Below are 19,278 nucleotides of genomic sequence, written 5' to 3'. Positions count from 1 at the left end.
AGACAGGAGCGGGGCTTTGGCGACGATTGACGGGCTGCCGCCGCTGCGCGATGTGATCCGGGCGCATGAACTGGTTGCGAAAAAGCAGCTGGGGCAGAATTTTCTGCTGGATCTGAACCTGACCGCAAAGATTGCACGCGCGGCCGGGGATCTGAGCGGCTCGGATATTCTGGAGGTGGGACCAGGCCCCGGCGGGCTGACGCGCGGGCTTTTGGCCGAGGGCGCGCGCCATGTGGTCGCGGTGGAAAAGGATGCGCGGGCCCTGCCGGCGCTGGCCGAAATCGCTGAGGCCTATCCCGGGCGGCTGACGGTGTTGCATGGCGATGCGCTGGAGCTGGATGTGGCCGCGCATCTGACACCACCGATAAAGATCGTGGCGAACCTGCCCTATAATGTCGGGACGGAATTGCTGATCCGCTGGCTGTCGCCGCCGGCCTGGCCGCCCTTCTGGCAGAGCCTGACCCTGATGTTCCAGAAGGAAGTGGCCGAGCGGATCGTGGCGAAGCCTGGCTCGGATCATTACGGGCGGCTTGCGTTGCTGGCGGGCTGGCGGACGGATGCACGGATCGTGATGACGCTGCCGCCCGAGGCCTTTACTCCGGCGCCGAAGGTGCATTCGGCAGTGGTGCATCTGACCCGGCTGGAGGAGCCGCGATTTCCGGCCGATGGCAAGGTGCTGAACCGGGTGACCGCGATGGCCTTCAACCAGCGCCGCAAGATGTTGCGCTCCTCGCTGAAGGGGCTGGCGCCCGATATCGAGGCGCGGCTGCAGGCGGTTGGAATCCCCCCGACTGCGCGGGCCGAGGAGATCGGGCTGGAGGCGTTTTGCGCCCTGGCCCGCACTATCGCGGCGGGCTGAAACCCGGCTCGGGCCTCTCTGACCGACAGGGCATCTCCCAAAAGAAAAAGACCGCCCTGGAGCGGTCTTTTGCAGCCGTAACCGAGTTGGTTTTACTCAGCCGCTTCGGGCGTATCCGGGCCGGCGGCGGCTTTGCGCGGACGGCTGACGCGGCGGGGCTTTGCGCCCTCGACCGGGGTTTCTGTGGCCCGGGTTTCGGTGGTCAGTGCTTCAGAAGCTGCAGCCGGATTCGGGCCATCCGCAGTCTCACCGCCATCCCGACGGCTATTGCCGCGCGGCGTCCTGGTATTGGCCGGGCGCTCGGATTTTCCGGCATTCTTTTCACCGCGCGGGCTGCGCGGCGCGCGGGGCGGCCGGGCTTCGCCATCAGTGCGGGGCGCGGCGGCGGGATCTTCGCCGGATTTACGGGCCGAGGCGAAAAGCGGCGTCTCATCGGCGCTGTCGGCTGCATCGCGCCCGGCATCCATATCCGGAGCCCCGACGACCGCTGCAGACCGGCCACTTTCAGGCAGATCCACAAGGCCGCTGCTATCGGAACCGAAATCAATCACATCGGTGACCTCGGGTTGCCGCGTCTCTTCGCGCGGGGCGCGCTCGCCGCGCGGCTCGTTGCGACCCTCATTCCGGCCCTCATTCCGACCCTCGCCGCGGCTCTCGTTCCGACCGTCATTGCGCTCAAAGCGGTCGCCCCGGTCAGTGCGCTCATTCCGCTCGCCGCGTTCGCGATAGTCGCGATTGCCACCATTCTGGTTGCCGTTCTGGCCCCCATTCTGGTTGCCGTTCTGGTTTCCGTTCTGGCCACCGGAATTCTGATTGCCGTTCTGTTGATAGTGCTGCTGGCGGGTCTCTTGCTCGACTGCAAGCTCACGCTGCGCTTCGGCCAGCATGCGGGTGTAATGCTCGGCATGCTGGAGGAAATTCTCAGCCGCCACGCGGTCATTGGACAGCTGTGCATCCCGTGCCAGCGTCTGGTATTTTTCGATAATCTGTTGCGGCGTTCCCCGCACCTTGCCCTCTGGTCCCGACGAATCGAACACACGGTTGACGATATTGCCGAGCGAGCGCGGGCGGTTCTGATTGGAACGCGAGCGTTTCTTGGAAGAGCGCATCTTTGCCTAATATCCAGGGATCACCATGGCCCCCATCGTATCGCTTTATGCGACGGGAAATGCAGGGGCGGGATCGGTTTTGCGGGAAGGGCACAGTCAGAAGAGAACTGTCAGCGCCAGATCCACCGCATGAATCTGCTAAACCATGGGAGCCGCAGTCTGGCAAGCTGATTCTGCCGGGAAAAGCGGTCATCCACAGGGTTTTTGCAGCGAATTCGGATATAGTTGCGCATTTGTCGGGTTCAATGGGCTTGGGGCCATGTGCGGGCCCCTGCGTGGCGTGGCAGAACGATGTCCGGCGAACCCCGGTTCAGGCGGGGCGGATGGCGCTGACCACCCGGTCGCGACCGTCAAAATCCTGTATTATGTCTATATTTTTAAGGCCAGCTGCGGCAAAGATCGCGGCGACCGCCCTGCCCTGATCCCAGCCGGTTTCGACGATCAGGCGCCCCTCGGGGACCAGCGCGTCAGGCGCGCCTGCGGCGATGGCGCGGTAGGCGCTGAGCCCGTCGCCGAAATCGGTCAGCGCCAGATGCGGCTCGTGGTCGCGGACCTCGGGGGCCAGATCCGCCATGGCCTCAAGCGTGATGTAAGGCGGGTTCGAGACGATCAGATCGAAGGGCCCGGCGATCCCCTGGAACCAGCTGGTTTCCGTAAAAGCCGCCCGGCCGTCGAGGCCCATCGCCACGGCATTGCCCTTGGCAACCGCCAGCGCGGCGCCCGAGAGATCGGCCCCGATCCCGGAGGCCGCCGGCCTCTCGGCCAGCAGGGTCAGCAGAATCGCCCCCGTCCCGGTGCCAAGATCCAGCACCCGCGAATATGGCTGGCGCAGCGCCTGGGTGATCAGGATCTCGGTCTCGGGGCGCGGGTCCAGCGTGTCTTTCGTCACGATGAAGCTGCGGCCATAAAAGAGCCGCTCACCGATAATCTGTGAAACCGGCTGGCGGGCTGCCCGCGCCGCGATGGCGGCGGCAAAGCGGGCCTCGGCCCTCGCATCCAGTGGATCGGAAATATGCAGCGTCAGCCGCGCAGCCGGCACTCCCATGGCAAAGGCCAGCAAAAGCCGCGCATCGCGGGGCGCATCCTCGATCCCGGCCTCGCGCAGCCGCGCAAGCGCGGCCACCAGCGCCTGTTTCGCGCTGCGCCCCCCGGATGGGCGTTCGGAGGGACCTTCTGGCGGGTTCATGTCCCGGCCTCGGCCAGCCTGGCGGCCTGGTCATGGGTGCTCAGCGCCTCGATCACCTCGGCAAGATCGCCCTGCATGATCTGGTTCAGCGCGTAGAGGGTCAGGTTGATCCGGTGATCGGTCATCCGCCCTTGCGGGAAATTATAGGTGCGGATGCGTTCCGAGCGGTCGCCGGAGCCGACCTGCGATTTGCGTTCTGCCGCGCGCTCGCGGGCCAGCCGGTCGCGCTCGATCTCGAAGAGTCGCGCGCGCAGCACCGCCATCGCATTGGCGCGGTTCTGGTGCTGCGATTTCTCGGAAGAGGTGACGATGATTCCGGTGGGCAAATGGGTAATCCTGACCGCCGAGTCGGTGGTGTTGACATGCTGGCCGCCGGCGCCCGAGGCGCGCATGGTGTCAATCCGGATAGCCGAGGTGGGGATGTCGATATCGACCTCTTCCGCCTCGGGCAGCACGGCGACGGTGGCGGCCGAGGTATGGATACGCCCGCCGGCCTCGGTCTCAGGCACACGCTGCACCCGGTGCACGCCGGATTCGTATTTCAGTTTCGCATAGACGCCCTCGCCCTGGATATGGGCGGTGAATTCCTTCACGCCGCCAAGGTCCGATGTCTGGCTTTCCAGCACCTCGAACCGCCAGCCCTGCCCCTCGGCATAGCGCTGATACATGCGGGCAAGGTCGCCGGCGAAAAGGCTCGCCTCCTCGCCGCCGGTGCCGGGGCGGATCTCCAGGATCGCCGGGCGCGCATCGGCGGCGTCTTTCGGCAAAAGAGCGAGGCGCAGCTGATGCTCCATCTCGGGCAAGGCCGCGCGCAGGCGGGGCAGTTCCTCTTCGGCCAGCGCCCGCATCTCAGGGTCAGCAAGCATCAGTTCGGCATCGGCAAGATCGGCACGGGCGCGGGTCCAGGCCTCGATCCCGGCCACGACCGGTTTCAGATCGGAATATTCCCGGCTTAGCGCAACGATCTCGGCGGCCGCAGCGCCGGCATTCAGCCGCGCCTCGACATAGCCGAAGCGTTCGGTGATGCGGGCGAGTTTGTCCTGAGGCAGGGTGGTGGCGGGCAGGATGGGAGGCAGCATGTCTAACCCCTGCCGCGCGCGCGGGCGCGGGTCAAGGGGGTGCGGGTGCATCTGATGCGGCATCTGGCGCGGGCAAAGACGCGTCCCCGGCCCGGTGAGCGGAATCGCTTCGGCCGGCGGCGATGCGGATCGCCTCGGTCAGGCGGCGGCGGACCGGCCCGATCCAGGCGTCGGACCAGATCATGCGGCGCCCCTTGCGGTCGAGCACCTCGCTGCCATCGGGCAGCTCTGCCAGCACCTCGGCCTTGACCTCGACCCCGGGCAGCGTGATCGCCGCAAGCCCTGCCCGTCTTTGCCGCACCCAGGGCAAGGCGCCATAGACCCGCCCCAGCCAGAGCCAGGGGAACATGAATTCGGTCGGGAATTTCACCACCATATCGCGCGGCACCGCCCGCATCACCGGCTGGGCCACCCAGGAGATAAAGCGCTCATCCGCCCGCATCGGCGTGTTGTGGAAATCGGGGGTGCCGGCGGCCAGCTCCAGAAAACGCCGGGCGATGTAGTCGCATTGCCCCGGTTGCCAGACCACGACCGAGCTGTTGCCGCGCGCATAGCGTCTGCCGCCGCTCAGCCGGTACAAAAGCCGCGCGAAGGCGCCAAAGGGCAGCACTGCGCTTTGCAGGATCGAGATTTCGCCTTCGCTGCGCCGGCGCGTGATCAGCGGCGAGAGATCCCCCATCACCACGGTGTCGAGGTCCAGGTAGATCGCCGGCAGATCGCCTTGCAGCAGCCCCTCGCGAAACATTGCCAGCTTGGCCTGGCAACCGCCGCGCATCCAGGCCGGTTGCAGGAATTCCGGCGGGAAGGCGAGTTCGGTGATTCCATCGGCCAGCCCCGGGCGCGGCCGGTCGGTAACCAGCGAGATCCGCGCCGGCCCCGTATCCCTGTCGCGCAACGCCGCGACAAGGCCGTTCACATCGCTGGCGCCGTATTTTTCGCCCCAGATCACCAGCACCAGCTGCCAGCCGGCACTGCCCTTTTGTCCCGATCCCATAGGCCCCCGCATTCCGGATGTCCCATCCTGACAGTTCCGGGCGGAACCCTAGGCTGGTCAGCGGAAAATTGCCAGACTTGCCGGGGCGCCCCCGGGTGGGTTCCGGTTTCAGAACATCTTTTGCCCGGCCCGCGCGAGGCTGAAGCCGTGCCCATCGGAATTGCGGCAGGTCATGCCGGTTTTCTCGGACCGGCAGGAGATGCCGTCGATCACCAGTTCCGACCCATAGGACAGGATCGGATTCGCCGGATCCTGGACGGTATCGCCATGGCAGGTCAGCTCTGCCGGCCCGGTCTCGCCGATCACGAAGGACAGGCCCCAGTCGAAATCGCAGCCCCCGGGCCGCGCGGTATAGGTCTGCACCCCTTCCAACATATCGCAGCGCAGCCAGAGCGTGCCGCTGAAATCGTCGTAGTAGCAGTGGATATTATCCGAGGGGCTGCGAAAGCCACCGCTCTGATCGACAGCCATCGCCTGCCCCGCCGGAGCGCCGGCAACAAGGATCGCCAAAAGGAAGTGTCTCATCCGCATACTCCTCTGTCGGGCCGTTTTGTTGCGCCGGTTTGTTCGGCCGGGAAAGCGGACTCAGCCGCCGGCAACCGGCTGCGCGCGCTCGACAAGACGGGCGAGGAAGCTGGCCCCGATCGGCGCAGCCTCGTCGTTGAAATCATAGGCCGGGTGATGCAGCCCCGCCCCCGGCCCGATGCCAAGGAAGAGATAGGCCCCCGGCCGCGCCTCAAGCATATAAGAGAAATCCTCGGACCCCATCTCGCGATGCGAATGGTCATTCACCGCCGCTGTGCCGGAAATCTCGCGCGCCACACCGGCGGCGAATTCGGTCTCTTTCTCGTCATTGATGGTGGCGGGGTAGCCCCATTCGTAATTGACCTCGGCCTTGACATTGAAAGCCGCCGCCGTGCCGGCCACGATCTCATGGAAGCGCTTTTTCAGCAGTTCACGCACATCCGGACGGAAGGCGCGGATCGTGGCGGCGAAGGTGCCGCTTTCGGGGATGATGTTCGAGGCAGAGCCGACATGGATCATGGTAACCGAGATCACCGCCTCATCCAGCGCATAGACATTCCTCGGGATAATGGTCTGCACCGCCTGCACCATGGCGACAATCGCCACCACCGGATCAACGCATTCATGCGGCGTCGCGGCATGGCCGCCAAGGCCGGTCACCGTCACCCAGGCCGTATCGACCGAGGCCATGATCGGCCCCGGCGTGGTCTGGAAATGGCCAAGCGCGAGGTTCGGCGCATTATGGATGCCGAAGACGCGGGAGATGTTGAAACGGTCCATCACCCCCTCTTTCACCATCACCTCGCCGCCGCCGCCATCTTCTTCGGCCGGCTGGAACATCAGCGCCACGCTGCCCGAGAAATTCCGCGTCTCCGCCAGGTATTTCGCCGCGCCCAGCAACATCGCCACATGGCCGTCATGGCCGCAGGCATGCATCTTGCCCGGCACCATCGAGGCATGGTCTGCCCCGGTCAGTTCCGTGATCGGCAGCGCATCCATATCGGCGCGCAGCCCGATCACCGGACCCGGACCCTTGCCCTCGATGATCGCCACCACGCCGGATTTCGCAATTCCCTCATGGATCGCATCCACGCCGAATTCGCGCAGCCGCTGGGTGATATAGGCTGCCGTCTCATGGCAGTCGAATTCCAGCTCGGGCCGGGCGTGGATATGCCGACGCCAGCCCTTCATTTCCCCGGCATAAGAGGCGATACGGTTCAGAACGGGCATCTCGACGGCTTTCCTCATAAAACTGCGACCCGGAGGGGCCGATTCATCGCCCGTATAATGTGACCCAAACCGGAGCTTCGCAATGTCCGTAACCCGCCTTGACCGCGCTGAAAGCGATGCTTTGGTAAATGATGTCGGCCTGCGCTCGGGCGACCTGGCACGGCTGAGCGAAATCATGGCGCGGCTGCGCGACCCGGAGACCGGCTGCCCCTGGGATGTGGAGCAGACCTCCGCCTCAATCGCGCGCTATTGCCTCGAAGAGGCGCATGAGGTGGTCGATGCCATCGAACGCGAGGCCTGGGACGAATTGCGGGGCGAGCTGGGCGATCTGCTTTTGCAGGTGGTCTTCCATGCCCGTATGGCGGAAGAGGCCGGGCGTTTTGATCTGAGCGCCGTGATCCGGGGCATTTCCGACAAAATGGTCTCGCGCCATCCGCATGTTTTCGGGGGCGAGGGCCGCGACAAATCGGTGGCGCAGCAGCGCATCGACTGGGAGGAGCTGAAGGCGAAAGAGCGCGGCCCGGCCCGGGTGCTTGACGGGGTTGCCATGGCGCTGCCGGCGCTGTCCAGGGCGGTGAAGCTGCAAAACCGCGCGGCGCGGGTGGGCTTTGACTGGCCCGGCGCGGCGGATGTTCTGGCCAAGATCACCGAGGAGGCCGCCGAAGTGGTCGAGGCGCGCGACAGGCTGGGCGAGGCAGAGCTGGCCGAGGAAATGGGCGATCTCTTCTTTGTCATGGCCAATCTGGCGCGGCATCTGAAGGTCGATCCCGAGGCGGCGCTCAGGGCCGCCAATCAGAAATTCACCCGCCGCTTCAACCGGATCGAGGACTGGCTGGCCGAAGAGGGCCGCAGCCCGGCACAGTCGGATCTGGCGGAAATGGACGCGCTGTGGAACCGCGCGAAAGCCGAAGAAAAGCGCCGCGCACCGTGACGCCCCCTTCGGCCAAAGGTCGGCGGCCTGTCCTTCATCCCCCCGCTGGCTGGTTATAAATTGGCTGGAATTTTCAAAAATCTGCGCTGAAATATCGGCCTTCCAGCCATCCCATACCCGGACTGGCCGCAAGATTTAAACAGTTCCCCAGGGAATTTCCCTGATCCTGTTCCGGACAGAACCCCCGCTCTGCGCCCCATGACCAGTTCCGGTGCCCCGAATGATTCACAAGTTCACTGTTATATCCAACCGAGATATCGGCCTGCAGGACCAGAGCTGGAATGAGGGCTCCTTTACCAATGGCGGCACGCCCCGCACCATGGCGGTCAGCGATGATGACGGTGTTCTCGATGATGAAAACGGCATCGAGAATGATGGCACGATCGGCTTCATCCGGGACAATGAAAGCTGGGACAGCTCTGGCCAGCTGCTCCAGGGAGATATCGATTCGCTCGGCGTTGATGGCCATGTGGTGCAATCGGTCTATGTCTTCGACGTGACCAACACCACCACGGGTGAGACCGGCAAGGCCTATATGCTGCGCATCTATGACAGCACCACCCCGGGCGATTACGGCTCCGGGATGAGCCAGGTCGGCCCCTATTATTATGCGTTCACGATCCCGGTGGGCCCGGGGGATTCCTTCACCTTCAGCAATGGCGATTACATCGGTCAGGTGCCCTATACCGACCTGCATGACGGAGGCACGGTCTGTTTTCTGGCCGGGACCCGTATCGCCACCCCGCAGGGCGAGATCAGGGTCGAGCGGCTGTCCCCGGGGGATGAGGTGATGACCCGCGAGGGTATCGCCCGGCTGCGCTGGCTGGGCGCGCAGCGGATCAGCCAGGCGCGGCAGATCGGGGATGAACGCCTGCGCCCGATCCGGATCGGGACCGGCGCGCTTGGCCAGGGGCTGCCGACCCGCGATCTTTACGTTTCTCAGCAGCACCGGATCCTCATCGCCTCGCAGCATCTGCGCGATCTTTGCGGCGCGAGCGAGGCGCTGGTGCCTGCCTGCCATCTGCTTGGCCTGCCCGGCATCACCCGCTGCACCCCCCAGGGCGACGTGATCTATGTCCACTTCCTCTGCGACCAGCACGAGATCGTCTTTGCCGAAGGCGCCGCCTGTGAAACCCTGCTTCCCGCGCAGGAGGCGATGAAATCGCTCAGCCCCGACGCCAGGGCAGAGCTCGAGTTGCTGCTGCCCGAACTGCCCGGAGGCGAGGATGTGATGCCTGCGACCCATGTGCTCAGCGGTCGCGTGGCACGGCTGCTGGCGCGGCGGCATCAGGAATGCCGGCAGGCTTTAACCGGCAGGGCAGCGGGTGACGAGACGAGCCGGCCTGGCTATATCGTCTGACGCCCCTCTCGCACCCGGGTCCGGGAATGGCTAAGCTCGGCCCTGCGGCAATCGCGCCAGAGCGCAGGCAGGGACAGATGGCAGAGCAACAGAAGATTATCATCGACACCGATCCGGGCCAGGATGATGCGGTGGCGATCCTGCTGGCGCTTGCCAGCCCCGGGGAACTGCAGGTGCTGGGCGTGACCGTGGTGGCCGGCAATGTGCCGCTGCCGCTGACGGTCCGCAACGCGCTGAATGTGGTCGGGCTTTCGGGGCGGCAGGACGTACCTGTCTTTGCCGGCTGCGACCGGCCACTGCACCGCGAGAGTGTCACCGCCGAAGAGGTCCATGGCGCGACCGGCCTTGACGGGATCGACCTTGGCGAGCCCGCGCTGACCGCCGCCCCCGGCCACGGCGTCGATTTCATCATCGACACATTGCGCCGCGAAGAGACGGGTACGGTCACGCTCTGTACCCTCGGGCCGCTGACCAATATCGCCACCGCCTTCACCCGCGCCCCCGATATCATCGCGCGGGTGAAGCGCATCGTGCTGATGGGCGGCGCGTTGTTCGAGGGCGGCAATGTCACCCCGGCGGCCGAGTTCAACATCTATGTCGATCCCGAAGCCGCCGACATCGTCTTCCGCTCGGGCGTCGATCTGGTGGTGCTGCCGCTTGATGTCACCCATAAGGCGCTGACCTCGCGTGCCTGGATCGAAGGGCTGCGCGCCCTTGGCACCCGCGCCGGCGCGGCGGTGGCCGCCTGGACCGATTTCTTCGAGCGCTACGACACCCAGAAATACGGCACCGAAGGCGCCCCGCTGCATGACCCCTGCGTCATCGCCTGGATGCTGCGCCCGGATCTGTTCGATGGCCGTTTCATCAATGTCGAAATCGAGACGCAATCCGCGCTGACCCTCGGCATGACGGTCGCCGACTGGTGGCGGGTGACGAAACGCGCGCCCAATGCGCTGTTCATCGGATCGGTCGACCGCGACGGCTTTTATGCGCTGCTGACCGAGCGGATTGCCCGGCTCTGATCAGTCCTCGGGCAGGATCACGGAAAACACCGAACCCCTGCCCTTTTCGCTCTCGATCCTCAGCCGGCCGCGATGGCGGTTGATGATGTGTTTCACGATGGCAAGGCCCAGCCCGGTGCCACCCTCGGCGCGTGAGCGGTGGGTATCGACCCGGTAGAACCGCTCGGTCAGGCGCGGCAGGTGGATCGCGTCGATCCCCTCGCCCTGATCGGCGACATCGACCCGGATCGCCGGCCCGCGCGAGGTGGTCTCACGCGAGATGGTCACCGTCACCGGCTTGTCGCGGGCGCCGTATTTCACCGCATTTTCCATAAGGTTGAGGAAAACCTGGGTCAGCTGGTCGGCATCACCCGGCACCGGCACCCGCCCCTCCAGCCCCCGAAACAGGATCGGGCAGCCGTGATCCTCGGCCACTTGTCGCACCGAAGACGAGGCCGAGCGCAATATTCCTGTCAGATCAATAGCTTCGCGCGGACGAACCCGTTCTTCCGCCTCGACCCGGCTCAGTTGCAGCAAATCGCGCACCAGCCGGTTCATCCGCCCCGCCTCGCGCGACATGATGCCAAGGAACCGGTCCCGCGCCACCGGATCATCCTTTGCGGCGCTTTGCAACGTCTCGATAAAGCCCATCATCGCGGTCAGCGGCGTGCGCAGCTCATGGCTGACATTGGCGACGAATTCGCGGCGGATCGCCTCGTTCTGGGCCTCCGAGGTGACATCCTGCATGACGCAGATCACCTGTGGCGGATCGGCATCGGGCAAGGCCGAAACCCTGACCCGAAACTGCGCCTCGTCAGGCAGCCGCACCAGGATCCGCCGCGTCGCCCCGTCCGAGCGGGCGCCGGCAACCGCGTCCAGCAATTCCGGCCCGCGCAAAGACAGCGCCAGATTGCGGCCACGCGCCTTTTCGCCAAGGATCGCCAGCGCCTGTACATTGGCGGCCCGAACCGTGTCGCGCTCATCCAGCGTGAAGGCCGGCAGCGGAATGCCGTCCAGCACCTGAACGATCAGCCCGTCTTCCTCTATTTCCCCGCCCGTCATCCGGATCAGGCCCCGGATACCGGTTTCAGCCCGGCCCGAAAGCGGCGCGCATTGGCCATATAGCCCTCGGCCGAGCGGATCAGCAGGGCCTGGGCCCCGGCATCCAGCACGCGCACCACCTTGCCCGGACTGCCCATGACAAGGCTGTAATCCGGAATGACTTTGCCCTCGGTGATCAGCGCGCAGGCTCCGATCAGGCAGCCCTTGCCGATCTTTGCCCCGTTCAGCACCGTCGCCCCCATGCCGATCAGCGAGCCCTCGCCGATCTCGCAGCCATGCAGCATGGCCTTATGGCCGATGGTGCAATTGGCGCCGATCACCAGCGGATAGCCCATATCTGTGTGCAGCACCGAATTCTCCTGGATGTTCGAGCCCGCACCCACATCAATCAGCTCGTTATCACCGCGCAGCACCGCCCCGAACCAGACACTGGCGCCAGGGCCCAGCCGCACCTTGCCCATCAGATCGGCCGAGGGTGCCACCCAGGCCTCCGGGTCGATTTCCGGAGCGTTTCCATCAAGGTCCCAGATCATCTTGCAAGAAACTCCTCATTGAGACCGCGCACGAATCCGGCCAGATCGGGCTGTCTTTCGCGTTTCAGACGCTCGGCGGTGATGATGGCGCGCAGCCGCTCGAAACACGCATCCTGGTCGTCATTGACCAGGACATAATCATATTCGGCCCAATGGCTGATCTCATCGCGGCTTTTCTCCATCCGGCCCCGGATCACCTCATCCGAATCCTGGCCGCGCCCGCGCAGCCGGCTGTCCAGCGCCGCGATCGAGGGCGGCAGGATGAAGACCGAGACCGCATCGCGGCCAAGCGCAGAATTGCGGATCTGCTGGCCGCCCTGCCAGTCGACGTCGAAAAGCGTATCGCGGCCCTCGCTCATCGCGGCATCCACCGGCGCGCGCGGGCTGCCGTAGAAATTGCCGAAGACCTCGGCATGTTCCAGCATGCCGCCCTGGTCCACAATGGCGCGAAAGCCGTCATGGTCGTGAAACCAGTAATGGACGCCGTGCTCCTCGCCCGGGCGCGGCTTGCGCGTCGTGGCAGAGACCGAGAATCTCAGCGTCGGATCCCAGTCCATCAACCGCCGCGCCATGGTGGATTTGCCCGCGCCCGAAGGCGAGGAAAGGATAAGCAAAAGCCCGCGCCGCGCCAAATTACGCCTCCCTCAGCCTATTCGACATTCTGCACCTGCTCGCGCATCTGGTCGATCACGGTCTTCAGGTCAAGACCGATCCGGGTCAGCCCGATATCCTGCGACTTCGACAAAAGCGTATTCGCCTCGCGCAGGAATTCCTGCATCAGGAAGTCGAATTTCCGCCCGACCGGCGCCTGATCTGCCAGCAGCGCGCGCGCGGCGGCCAGATGGGCGGTCAGGCGGTCAATCTCTTCGGTGACATCGGCCTTGACCGCCATCAGCGCCAGTTCCTGGGCCACGCGGGTCTCGTCAAAGCCCTCGGCATTCTGGCCGATCCGGGTCAGCGCCTCGCCCAGAGCCTCGCGCGCTTTCGGGCGGCGTGCCTCGGCGGCGGTCTTTGCGGCGCCGACCAGATCGGTGACGCTCTGCACCTGACCCGAGATCACCCCGTTCAGCGCCAGCCCCTCGGCCGCGCGCGAAGCGTTGAAGGCCTGGATCAGCGCCGGCAGATCGGCGAGAATGGCGCCTGCCAGCGGCGCGGTATCCTCCTCTGCCGCCGTGGTCTCGACCACGCCACGCATCGCCATCAGATCGGCCGCCGTCACCGGGGCAAGCGCCAGCCCCGAGGCCTCCGCCCGCGCGGCCACCTCTGCGGCCAGCCGCAGCACCGCGTCGAGCGCCTCTCCATTCAGCCTTGGCCCGGTCTGGGCGCCTTCGTCCCGGCTCAGCCGCAAGGACAGGCTGACATTGCCGCGCCCGAGCGCCTTTTGCAGCTCTGCCCGCAGCCCCGCCTCAAGCCCGTCGACCCAGTCCGGCACCCGGAGCCGCAGATCCAGCCCCTTGCCATTGACCGAGCGCAGATCCCAGGTCCAGGTGAACCCTGCCCCCTGGCCGCGCCCGGCCGCAAATCCCGTCATTGAAATGGTCAAATTAAACTCCCGTCAGCCCGGATGCCCCGGCCTGTTCTGACTCCTATGGATGGTCTTTACCATTTTAAGAGATTTCCATGCAAACCTGTCAGATTTTGGTCTATTCTATACATGATGGCGACGACACCGATGCGACAGTCTCTTTCTCTGCCTGCCTTGGTTGCATGCCGGGCAACGGGGTAGAAAATCACTGTTTCGCGGGTGGTTACCGGGGCGGTGATGGACAGGCCCCGTGAGAACGGGCAGAAGTGCGGCAACGGGCAAAAACCTGGGCGCGGGGGCGTTACAAGTTTCGGGTACAGGCACATTTGGCTCCGGAGCCATCCGGCAAGGTGCAGGAGGCGTGTTTGACACAGGATTATTTCAATCTCGGACCGGCACGCCGCGACCCGGCTGATGAGGCCCGCTTTCTCAGCCTGCAAAGGGTGCGGGGCTATTGGGAAGGGCTGATCGGGCCCGGGGGCGCCCTGCCCGCCCCTGCGGCGCTGGATCCACGCGGATTGCTGCCGGCCCTTGAGGATGTCTTTCTGGCCGAGCGGATCGGTGACGGGCTGCTGCGGCTGAGAATCGCCGGGCGTCGGGTCTCGGCGCCGTCCGGGGTGGATATGCAAGGCCTGCCGCTGTCGGCGATGTTCCTGGCCGAAGCGCGGCCGGCTTTGGCCCATACGGTTGAACGCGTCTGCAATCATAATTCGCTGGTGACGATGGAATTGCAGGCCGAGGGCGGTTTCGGCCGCCCGGCGCTGACGGCGCGGCTCTTGCTCTTGCCGCTGGCTGCGCCGCTGCGCGGGCAACCGGCGGTGCTGGGCTGCCTGTCAACGGTCGGTGAGATCGGCCGCGCGCCGCGCCGGTTTATGGTTGGCAGTGTGGTGGAAGAGCGTCTCGGCCAGCGGATCAAAGCGGCCTCCGGCGCCCCGACCCATCCGGTCACCCTGCCCGATTTCGCCCGGTCAGGTTTTGGCCAGTCAGGTTTCGCCCAGCCATGTTTTGGTCAGGGAAAGGCGCGCGAGGGAAGTTTCGGCGAAGCTGGCGGTGCTGCGGTTCCGGATTACGCCTTTGCCGAAAAGCCCGCCGATTATCTGGCCCCTCCGCTAAAGACCGCCCCGCTAAAGACCGACCCTCAACAGACTGGCCCCCAACAGGCTGGCGCAGATCAGGGTGAGGCACAGGCGCCCGGTTTGACCGATGCGCCCGCGCGGCCGAAACTGCGGCTGGTGCATTCGTCGGACTGAGCGCTGGCCGCCGGGACCTGCGCGCCTTACCCGGCCGAGGGCGTGTCACGCTCATCGAGTTGCAGACTCATAAAATGCAGATCCAGCCAGCGGCCGAATTTCTGCCCGACCTGGGGCAGCACCGCGCCTTCGCTGAAACCCAGCTTGCGATGCAGCGCCAGCGAGGCGGTGTTCTCTGCCTCGATCCCGGCGATCATCACATGCAGCCCCTGGTCGCGCGCCCGTGCGATCAGCGCCTCCATCAGCGCATTGGCAAGGCCAAGCCCCCGATAAGCAGTGCCGACATAGACCGAATGTTCTACCGTCAGCCGATAGCCGTCAAAGGCCCGCCAGGCGCCGTAAGAGGCATAGCCGGTAACGTCACCATCGGGTTCCACCGCGACCAGAACCGGATAGCCCGCCTCCCGCCGCGCCGCCATCCAGTCGATGCGGTTCGCCGCATCGACCGTGGCCTCGTTCCAGATCGCGGTCGTGTGCAGCACCGCGTGATTGTAGATATCCGCGATTCCGGCAGCATCCTGATCAATGGCATCGCGGATCTGCATCATTTCACCATCTTGCGGATATAGGTCCAGGTCGGCACGATCGCATTGCGCGCAACCGAAAACGCCTCGGCATCGCCGAGATATTCAAACCCGGCATTGGTCAGCACCCGGGCCGAGCCGGGATTGTCCTGGAACACCTCGGCGAAATAGGTGCAATCCTCCAGCGGATTCGCTCCCACCAGCGCACGCACCGCCTCGGAGGCGATGCCGGTATTCCAGAAAACCGGCGCGACCCAATAGGCGACCTCGGACTGGCCCGAGCGCCCAGCCTTCACCTCCATCGGTTTCAGGCTGATCACGCCCAAAAGCTCTGACAGCCCATGTTCTGACCCGTCCATCACCCAGACCGAGCCCGGCCGGTCATGGTTCATCGCGCGGTTCACGAAAGCCTCGGCCGCGCCGGGCGGAAACGGATGCGGAATGTTCTGCGTCGCCTCGGCCACGCGTTTGTCGCTGGCATAATGGGCGATCAGCCCGGCATCCGCCGCCCTGACCGGCCGCAGCACAAAGCGCCCCGCCGCGATACGGGTGTCGCTGACATCCGCCGGCAGCGCCTGCCTTGCGGCGATTCCCTTCCCGGCGCCATAAGGCCCGGGGCCACGAATCGTCTCGAATTCCATGGCTTCCCTCCTGCTCGAAGCTCATGTGGGTATCGTTCTCCCCTTTTCCCATGCCCATCCGGGTTTTTCCGCGGCGGAAATGAGAAAAGGGACCGGCTTTTATGCCGATCCCTCCGATACATTCCAAATGTAAAGGTTCGGCTTACTCGGCCGCCTCCGCGACCGGGAGGACCGAAATAAAAGTGCGACCCTTGAGGCCCTTACGGAACGTGACAGCGCCTTCGGTGACCGCATAGATCGTGTGGTCGCGGCCCATGCCGACGCCCTCACCCGGGAAGAAGGTGGTGCCGCGCTGGCGCACGATGATGTTGCCCGGAATGACAGCCTGGCCGCCATAGAGTTTCACACCAAGACGACGACCAGCGGAGTCGCGACCGTTGCGGGATGAGCCGCCTGCCTTTTTCGTTGCCATGGGGGATTACTCCTCTGCAGCAGCGGCCTTGCGGGCGCGCTTCGGTTTCTCGGCAGCTTCCGGAGCGGCTTTGGCAGCGCCCGGGGCTTCATGGGCGGTACGGCGCGCATCAGCGGTGCCGGTTGCAGCTTTGACGCCCGACTTGTCGGCGCCTGCTGCTAGAACTTCGGTCACGCGAACCAGCGTCAGGTGCTGACGGTGGCCTTTGGTGCGCTGCGAGGAGTGCTTGCGGCGGCGCTTGACGAAGTGGATGGTTTTCGGGCCTTTGATCTGGTCGATCACTTCGGCCTGCACAGCAGCGCCCGCCACCAGCGGAGCGCCGACGGTGCTGTCCACCATCAGGATTTCATTGAACTGGACTTTTTCACCAGCGACGGCATCAAGCTTTTCCACGCGCAGAACGTCACCCGCCTGCACCTTGTATTGCTTGCCGCCTGTTTTCAGGACCGCAAAGGTCATAGTCTGTCTTCCTTCATTGCCCGCGTCCTGCGGCCCCTTTGGCCGATACGGCCTCTGGCGTTTCGGGTTTCCCCGCCTTCGGACAGCGCATCCGTCACCGGATGATGTTCAAAAAGAATCCGCCCCGGGATTCGCATCCCGGGGAAGATGCGCGCTTATGGTCTGCATTGCCGGCCCCGTCAAGTCATTCAGGATATGGGCAGGATATGAGCAGGGCCTGTGTGGTTCCCGCCCTGCCCGCCTTTTGTCGCTCAGATCCGTGACCCCAGCAGAACCTGCCCGGCCTCATGGCCCAGTTCCTGCATCACCACGCGGAAAGTCTCGCCATAGGCGGCAAACAGCGCCTGGTTCAGCGCCCGGCCGCTGTCGCTTTTGGCGAAGGCGACAAAGCGTTCCAGGTCGGCATCGCTCAGCGGCGCATAAGCCTCGACCATGAAGGTCAGGAGCCAGGCGGTGGTGCTGGCGCGGATATCGCCCTCCTGCGCCCAGACCTGCGCCATGCGGTCGGCCTCGGGGAGCCTTTGTTCCGGCGGTTGTGTGGCGATGACCGCCTCGCTGAAGGCTGCCGAGCCGGTCAGCCCGCTGGCGACATTGCCCTCGACCAGATCGCCCGCCTCGATCAGGCTGCGGATCAGTCTCAGCCGGGGCGAGCGGGTATCGCGCAGCTTTTCGGCCGCAACCTCGGCCGCTTCTTTCTTATCCGGGTTCAGCAGGCTTTCCCGCGCCTCGACCTCCCGGGCGACGATCGCCTGGCCGGTTCCGGAGGAGAAAAACGCCTGCGCATCCGCAACCACCTGCGGCTTGCCGGAGAGCGCCCCGGCAAGGTTTGCCGAGAACCGCGCCCGCAGCCGGCCAGGCTCATAGATCCGGGCGACAATGGCCTGCCAGCGCACACCGCCTTTGCCCGCGAACATGCTCTGGTCAAGATCGTCACCGTAATTCTGTCCCTCGCGCGCGAGAACGGGGAAAAGCGCGTCCAGCCCGAGGCTCTCCTCCAGCGCTGCCATCGCGGCAGCATCTGCTGTCGTGGCGGCGCTGGTCCCGGCATTGGTTTCGGCATGCGCCGCCGTCATCATCTGAGGCGGCAGCCCAGCCATAAGAACCGCCAGCCCCGCCGAAAGCAGCCAGCCCCGCCCCCGCATATCGCGAAGCTCTTTCGCTGGCACCTGCCCGATATCCCCGCGCCGCATCCCGTCACTCCTGCCTGCCCTCAGCATCCGCAGCCTATGCAGACCTGTCGCGAAGTCCAAGTGGCCAGGTGCTCAAACCTGCGTGCGCAGGTTCACGAGCACACCCGGATCCCAGGACCAGCGCGTGCCACCCCGAAAAATGCGCGTCGGAGAAAAAATCGTCCCGAAACGGGCTTGCGCTTGACGAAACACGCAGCTAAACCCCGCCGCTATAGACGACCCCCTAAGCGCGGAGAGGTGCCGGAGTGGTCGATCGGGGCGGTCTCGAAAACCGTTGTGGGTTTGCGCCCACCGTGGGTTCGAATCCCACCCTCTCCGCCACTTGCCCTAGCGAAAGCGTTCTCAGGGTCCGGCTGCGGCCGGATTTTTCCGTTGTTTTCGGGGGTTATGCGGGAGGGGCTGTCAACCGGCTCAAGTGCCAGCAGGGCCGAAGTCGGTCTCTCACGGCAGATACTCTCTGGACCTGTCAACCAAGCCTGTATGGTTCAGTGAGTTAACCCGCTGATTTTGGTAGCTTAATGTGTGATCCCTGCGGCAACTGTTGTCGGGTTCCATGCGCATGCAGAGCGGACCGGGATCCAACCTCTCTTCATCCGTTCGCCCCAGGCTCGGCTTGAGTCAGCGTGCCCTCTGCCTCCCAGTCTGCGTAGCACCTCCCGTCTGCAAGCTTCCACAGTATGCGTCCGTTCGCGCTGGCTCCAATTACCGTTGCTGCGGCTGCCGAAGCTGATGTGAAACTGTAATCGCTGGCGAAGACCAACATGCTGGCGTCAACGCGAAGGACGCCCGACTTCAGAAGCGTATCCCGAAGCGCGTGAGTGCCCTTGGGGATAGTAGGCGTTGAGCGTGATAAGTGCGTCGGCCTTAGCCCTGATAGCCGGGTCCAATGTGGCATTCGATTTGACCAAACCACCTGGACCGTAGTCGAAAGCACGAAGCGTATTGTCGAGGTCCGGCCAGAGGAAGTCCGGCACCGACACTGGCTGATCGCCCTTACTGGAGTTGCAGTTTACGCAACCCAAGGCGATGGCGATGCTGTGTGTCCGGAACTCCCGCTTGGAAGATCTGCACGCCGGGATTGTGCCCGCTACAAAGACCGGCGATTGGTCCGACGTCATTGTCCTCGACGCCGACGGCAACCGTATCCCATGGCGCGACGTCTCCCGGATCGACGACGAAGAGATGCGGTCACTCATGCGGGATGTCGTAAATCGCCTCTACACTTTCCAACTTCATGCCGGAAATCCGGCCTTGCAGGCCGAGATCGAGAAATGGATGTCGGTTGCGGGAAAGTGGGATCAGCCCGAAGTCGACCTTCGGATGATCGTCGCAGACGACCGCAACATCCGAGGATCAAGGAATGAGCAGAATTAAGTGCGCCTTCCGAGTTCTGCAGATTTTTCCAGCG

The 19,278-nt window shown here is 64.7% G+C and carries 20 protein-coding genes, 1 tRNA gene and 2 pseudogenes; 7 read left to right on the top strand and 16 right to left on the bottom strand.

All coding sequences use genetic code 11. The features are described from left to right. Positions 1-16: 16 nt before the first annotated feature. Complete coding sequence (gene rsmA, locus DRF71_RS04830) at positions 17-859, top strand: 16S rRNA (adenine(1518)-N(6)/adenine(1519)-N(6))-dimethyltransferase RsmA (protein ID WP_112309369.1); 843 nt, start codon at positions 17-19, stop codon at positions 857-859. Between the two features lie 856 nt (positions 860-1,715). On the opposite strand, the pseudogene DRF71_RS29355 reads toward rsmA, so the two are convergent. The 6 genes and pseudogenes from DRF71_RS29355 to DRF71_RS04800 all read right to left on the bottom strand — a co-directional run. Beyond that, positions 1,716-1,968, bottom strand: a pseudogene (locus DRF71_RS29355) (DUF4167 domain-containing protein); the annotation flags it as partial. Positions 1,969-2,278: 310 nt separating this feature from the next. Beyond that, positions 2,279-3,154, bottom strand: a complete 876-nt coding sequence (gene prmC / locus DRF71_RS04820) for a peptide chain release factor N(5)-glutamine methyltransferase (RefSeq protein WP_112309367.1) — start codon at positions 3,152-3,154, stop codon at positions 2,279-2,281. After that, positions 3,151-4,233, bottom strand: a complete 1,083-nt coding sequence (prfA, locus tag DRF71_RS04815; protein ID WP_112309366.1) for a peptide chain release factor 1 — start codon at positions 4,231-4,233, stop codon at positions 3,151-3,153. The genes prmC and prfA overlap by 4 nt, the downstream gene beginning before the upstream one ends. A 31-nt stretch (positions 4,234-4,264) precedes the next feature. Then, the gene (locus DRF71_RS04810) at positions 4,265-5,227 is read right to left on the bottom strand and encodes a hypothetical protein (protein WP_112309365.1); all 963 of its coding nucleotides are present in this window, start codon (positions 5,225-5,227) and stop codon (positions 4,265-4,267) included. A gap of 108 nt (positions 5,228-5,335) precedes the next feature. Then, the gene (locus DRF71_RS04805; RefSeq protein WP_157970928.1) at positions 5,336-5,752 is read right to left on the bottom strand and encodes a DUF6636 domain-containing protein; all 417 of its coding nucleotides are present in this window, start codon (positions 5,750-5,752) and stop codon (positions 5,336-5,338) included. Positions 5,753-5,812: 60 nt separating this feature from the next. Continuing rightward, a complete protein-coding gene (locus DRF71_RS04800) occupies positions 5,813-6,982 on the bottom strand; it encodes a M20 aminoacylase family protein (RefSeq protein ID WP_112309990.1) in 1,170 nt (389 codons plus the stop codon). 82 nt (positions 6,983-7,064) lie between these two features. Here DRF71_RS04800 and mazG point away from each other — a divergent pair, with 82 nt between their 5' ends. From mazG to DRF71_RS04785, 3 genes are all read left to right on the top strand, one after another. Then, positions 7,065-7,913: a nucleoside triphosphate pyrophosphohydrolase gene (gene mazG / locus DRF71_RS04795; RefSeq protein ID WP_112309363.1), complete on the top strand. Its 849-nt coding sequence runs from the start codon at positions 7,065-7,067 to the stop codon at positions 7,911-7,913. A gap of 220 nt (positions 7,914-8,133) precedes the next feature. Next, positions 8,134-9,273, top strand: a complete 1,140-nt coding sequence (locus DRF71_RS04790) for a Hint domain-containing protein (RefSeq protein WP_112309362.1) — start codon at positions 8,134-8,136, stop codon at positions 9,271-9,273. Positions 9,274-9,350: 77 nt separating this feature from the next. Further along, positions 9,351-10,295, top strand: coding sequence for a nucleoside hydrolase (locus DRF71_RS04785; RefSeq protein WP_112309361.1), 945 nt, complete (start codon positions 9,351-9,353; stop codon positions 10,293-10,295). Here the strand turns inward: DRF71_RS04785 and DRF71_RS04780 are convergent, their stop codons facing one another. Genes DRF71_RS04780 through DRF71_RS04765 form a run of 4 tightly spaced genes read right to left on the bottom strand, consistent with a single transcriptional unit; the run spans position 10,296 to position 13,412 of the window. Further along, positions 10,296-11,336 (bottom strand): sensor histidine kinase, encoded by a 1,041-nt coding sequence (locus DRF71_RS04780; RefSeq protein ID WP_112309360.1) that lies wholly within the window; start codon positions 11,334-11,336, stop codon positions 10,296-10,298. It lies immediately after the preceding gene. 5 nt (positions 11,337-11,341) lie between these two features. After that, a complete protein-coding gene (locus DRF71_RS04775; RefSeq protein ID WP_112309359.1) occupies positions 11,342-11,869 on the bottom strand; it encodes a gamma carbonic anhydrase family protein in 528 nt (175 codons plus the stop codon). Further along, a complete protein-coding gene (gene gmk, locus DRF71_RS04770) occupies positions 11,866-12,501 on the bottom strand; it encodes a guanylate kinase (RefSeq protein ID WP_112309358.1) in 636 nt (211 codons plus the stop codon). Before gmk ends, DRF71_RS04775 begins: the two co-directional genes overlap by 4 nt. A gap of 17 nt (positions 12,502-12,518) precedes the next feature. After that, a complete protein-coding gene (locus tag DRF71_RS04765) occupies positions 12,519-13,412 on the bottom strand; it encodes a YicC/YloC family endoribonuclease (RefSeq protein WP_112309357.1) in 894 nt (297 codons plus the stop codon). 347 nt (positions 13,413-13,759) lie between these two features. Between DRF71_RS04765 and DRF71_RS04760 the strand changes: the two genes are divergently transcribed. Continuing rightward, the gene (locus DRF71_RS04760; RefSeq protein ID WP_157970927.1) at positions 13,760-14,644 is read left to right on the top strand and encodes a PAS domain-containing protein; all 885 of its coding nucleotides are present in this window, start codon (positions 13,760-13,762) and stop codon (positions 14,642-14,644) included. Positions 14,645-14,670: 26 nt separating this feature from the next. Here DRF71_RS04760 and DRF71_RS04755 read toward each other — a convergent pair whose 3' ends face one another. The 5 genes and pseudogenes from DRF71_RS04755 to DRF71_RS04735 all read right to left on the bottom strand — a co-directional run bounded on the left by DRF71_RS04755 (position 14,671) and on the right by DRF71_RS04735 (position 17,870). Then, the gene (locus DRF71_RS04755; RefSeq protein WP_332872041.1) at positions 14,671-15,192 is read right to left on the bottom strand and encodes a GNAT family N-acetyltransferase; all 522 of its coding nucleotides are present in this window, start codon (positions 15,190-15,192) and stop codon (positions 14,671-14,673) included. Further along, the gene (locus DRF71_RS04750; RefSeq protein ID WP_112309355.1) at positions 15,189-15,809 is read right to left on the bottom strand and encodes a GNAT family N-acetyltransferase; all 621 of its coding nucleotides are present in this window, start codon (positions 15,807-15,809) and stop codon (positions 15,189-15,191) included. The genes DRF71_RS04755 and DRF71_RS04750 overlap by 4 nt, the downstream gene beginning before the upstream one ends. Before the next feature lie 142 nt (positions 15,810-15,951). Continuing rightward, entirely contained in the window at positions 15,952-16,221 is a 270-nt protein-coding gene (gene rpmA, locus DRF71_RS04745; protein WP_112309354.1) for a 50S ribosomal protein L27, read from the bottom strand. A gap of 84 nt (positions 16,222-16,305) precedes the next feature. Then, positions 16,306-16,680: pseudogene (gene rplU / locus DRF71_RS04740) on the bottom strand (50S ribosomal protein L21); the annotation flags it as partial. A gap of 251 nt (positions 16,681-16,931) precedes the next feature. Beyond that, positions 16,932-17,870, bottom strand: a complete 939-nt coding sequence (locus tag DRF71_RS04735) for a hypothetical protein (RefSeq protein WP_112309352.1) — start codon at positions 17,868-17,870, stop codon at positions 16,932-16,934. 231 nt (positions 17,871-18,101) lie between these two features. Between DRF71_RS04735 and DRF71_RS04730 the strand changes: the two genes are divergently transcribed. After that, positions 18,102-18,191: transfer RNA gene (locus tag DRF71_RS04730), tRNA-Ser, on the top strand. A 268-nt stretch (positions 18,192-18,459) separates the two neighbouring features. Here DRF71_RS04730 and DRF71_RS29350 read toward each other — a convergent pair. Next, complete coding sequence (locus DRF71_RS29350) at positions 18,460-18,765, bottom strand: DUF4357 domain-containing protein (protein WP_112309351.1); 306 nt, start codon at positions 18,763-18,765, stop codon at positions 18,460-18,462. Positions 18,766-18,926: 161 nt separating this feature from the next. On the opposite strand from DRF71_RS29350, the gene DRF71_RS04720 reads away from it, so the two are divergent. Continuing rightward, complete coding sequence (locus tag DRF71_RS04720; RefSeq protein ID WP_232831304.1) at positions 18,927-19,244, top strand: hypothetical protein; 318 nt, start codon at positions 18,927-18,929, stop codon at positions 19,242-19,244. The last annotated feature ends 34 nt before the right edge of the window (positions 19,245-19,278 follow it).

Source organism: Pseudogemmobacter bohemicus (assembly GCF_003290025.1).
GTDB lineage: Bacteria > Pseudomonadota > Alphaproteobacteria > Rhodobacterales > Rhodobacteraceae > Pseudogemmobacter > Pseudogemmobacter bohemicus.
The sequence above is the reverse complement of the archived record's forward strand: the minus strand, read 5'-3'. Positions and strand labels throughout refer to the sequence as shown.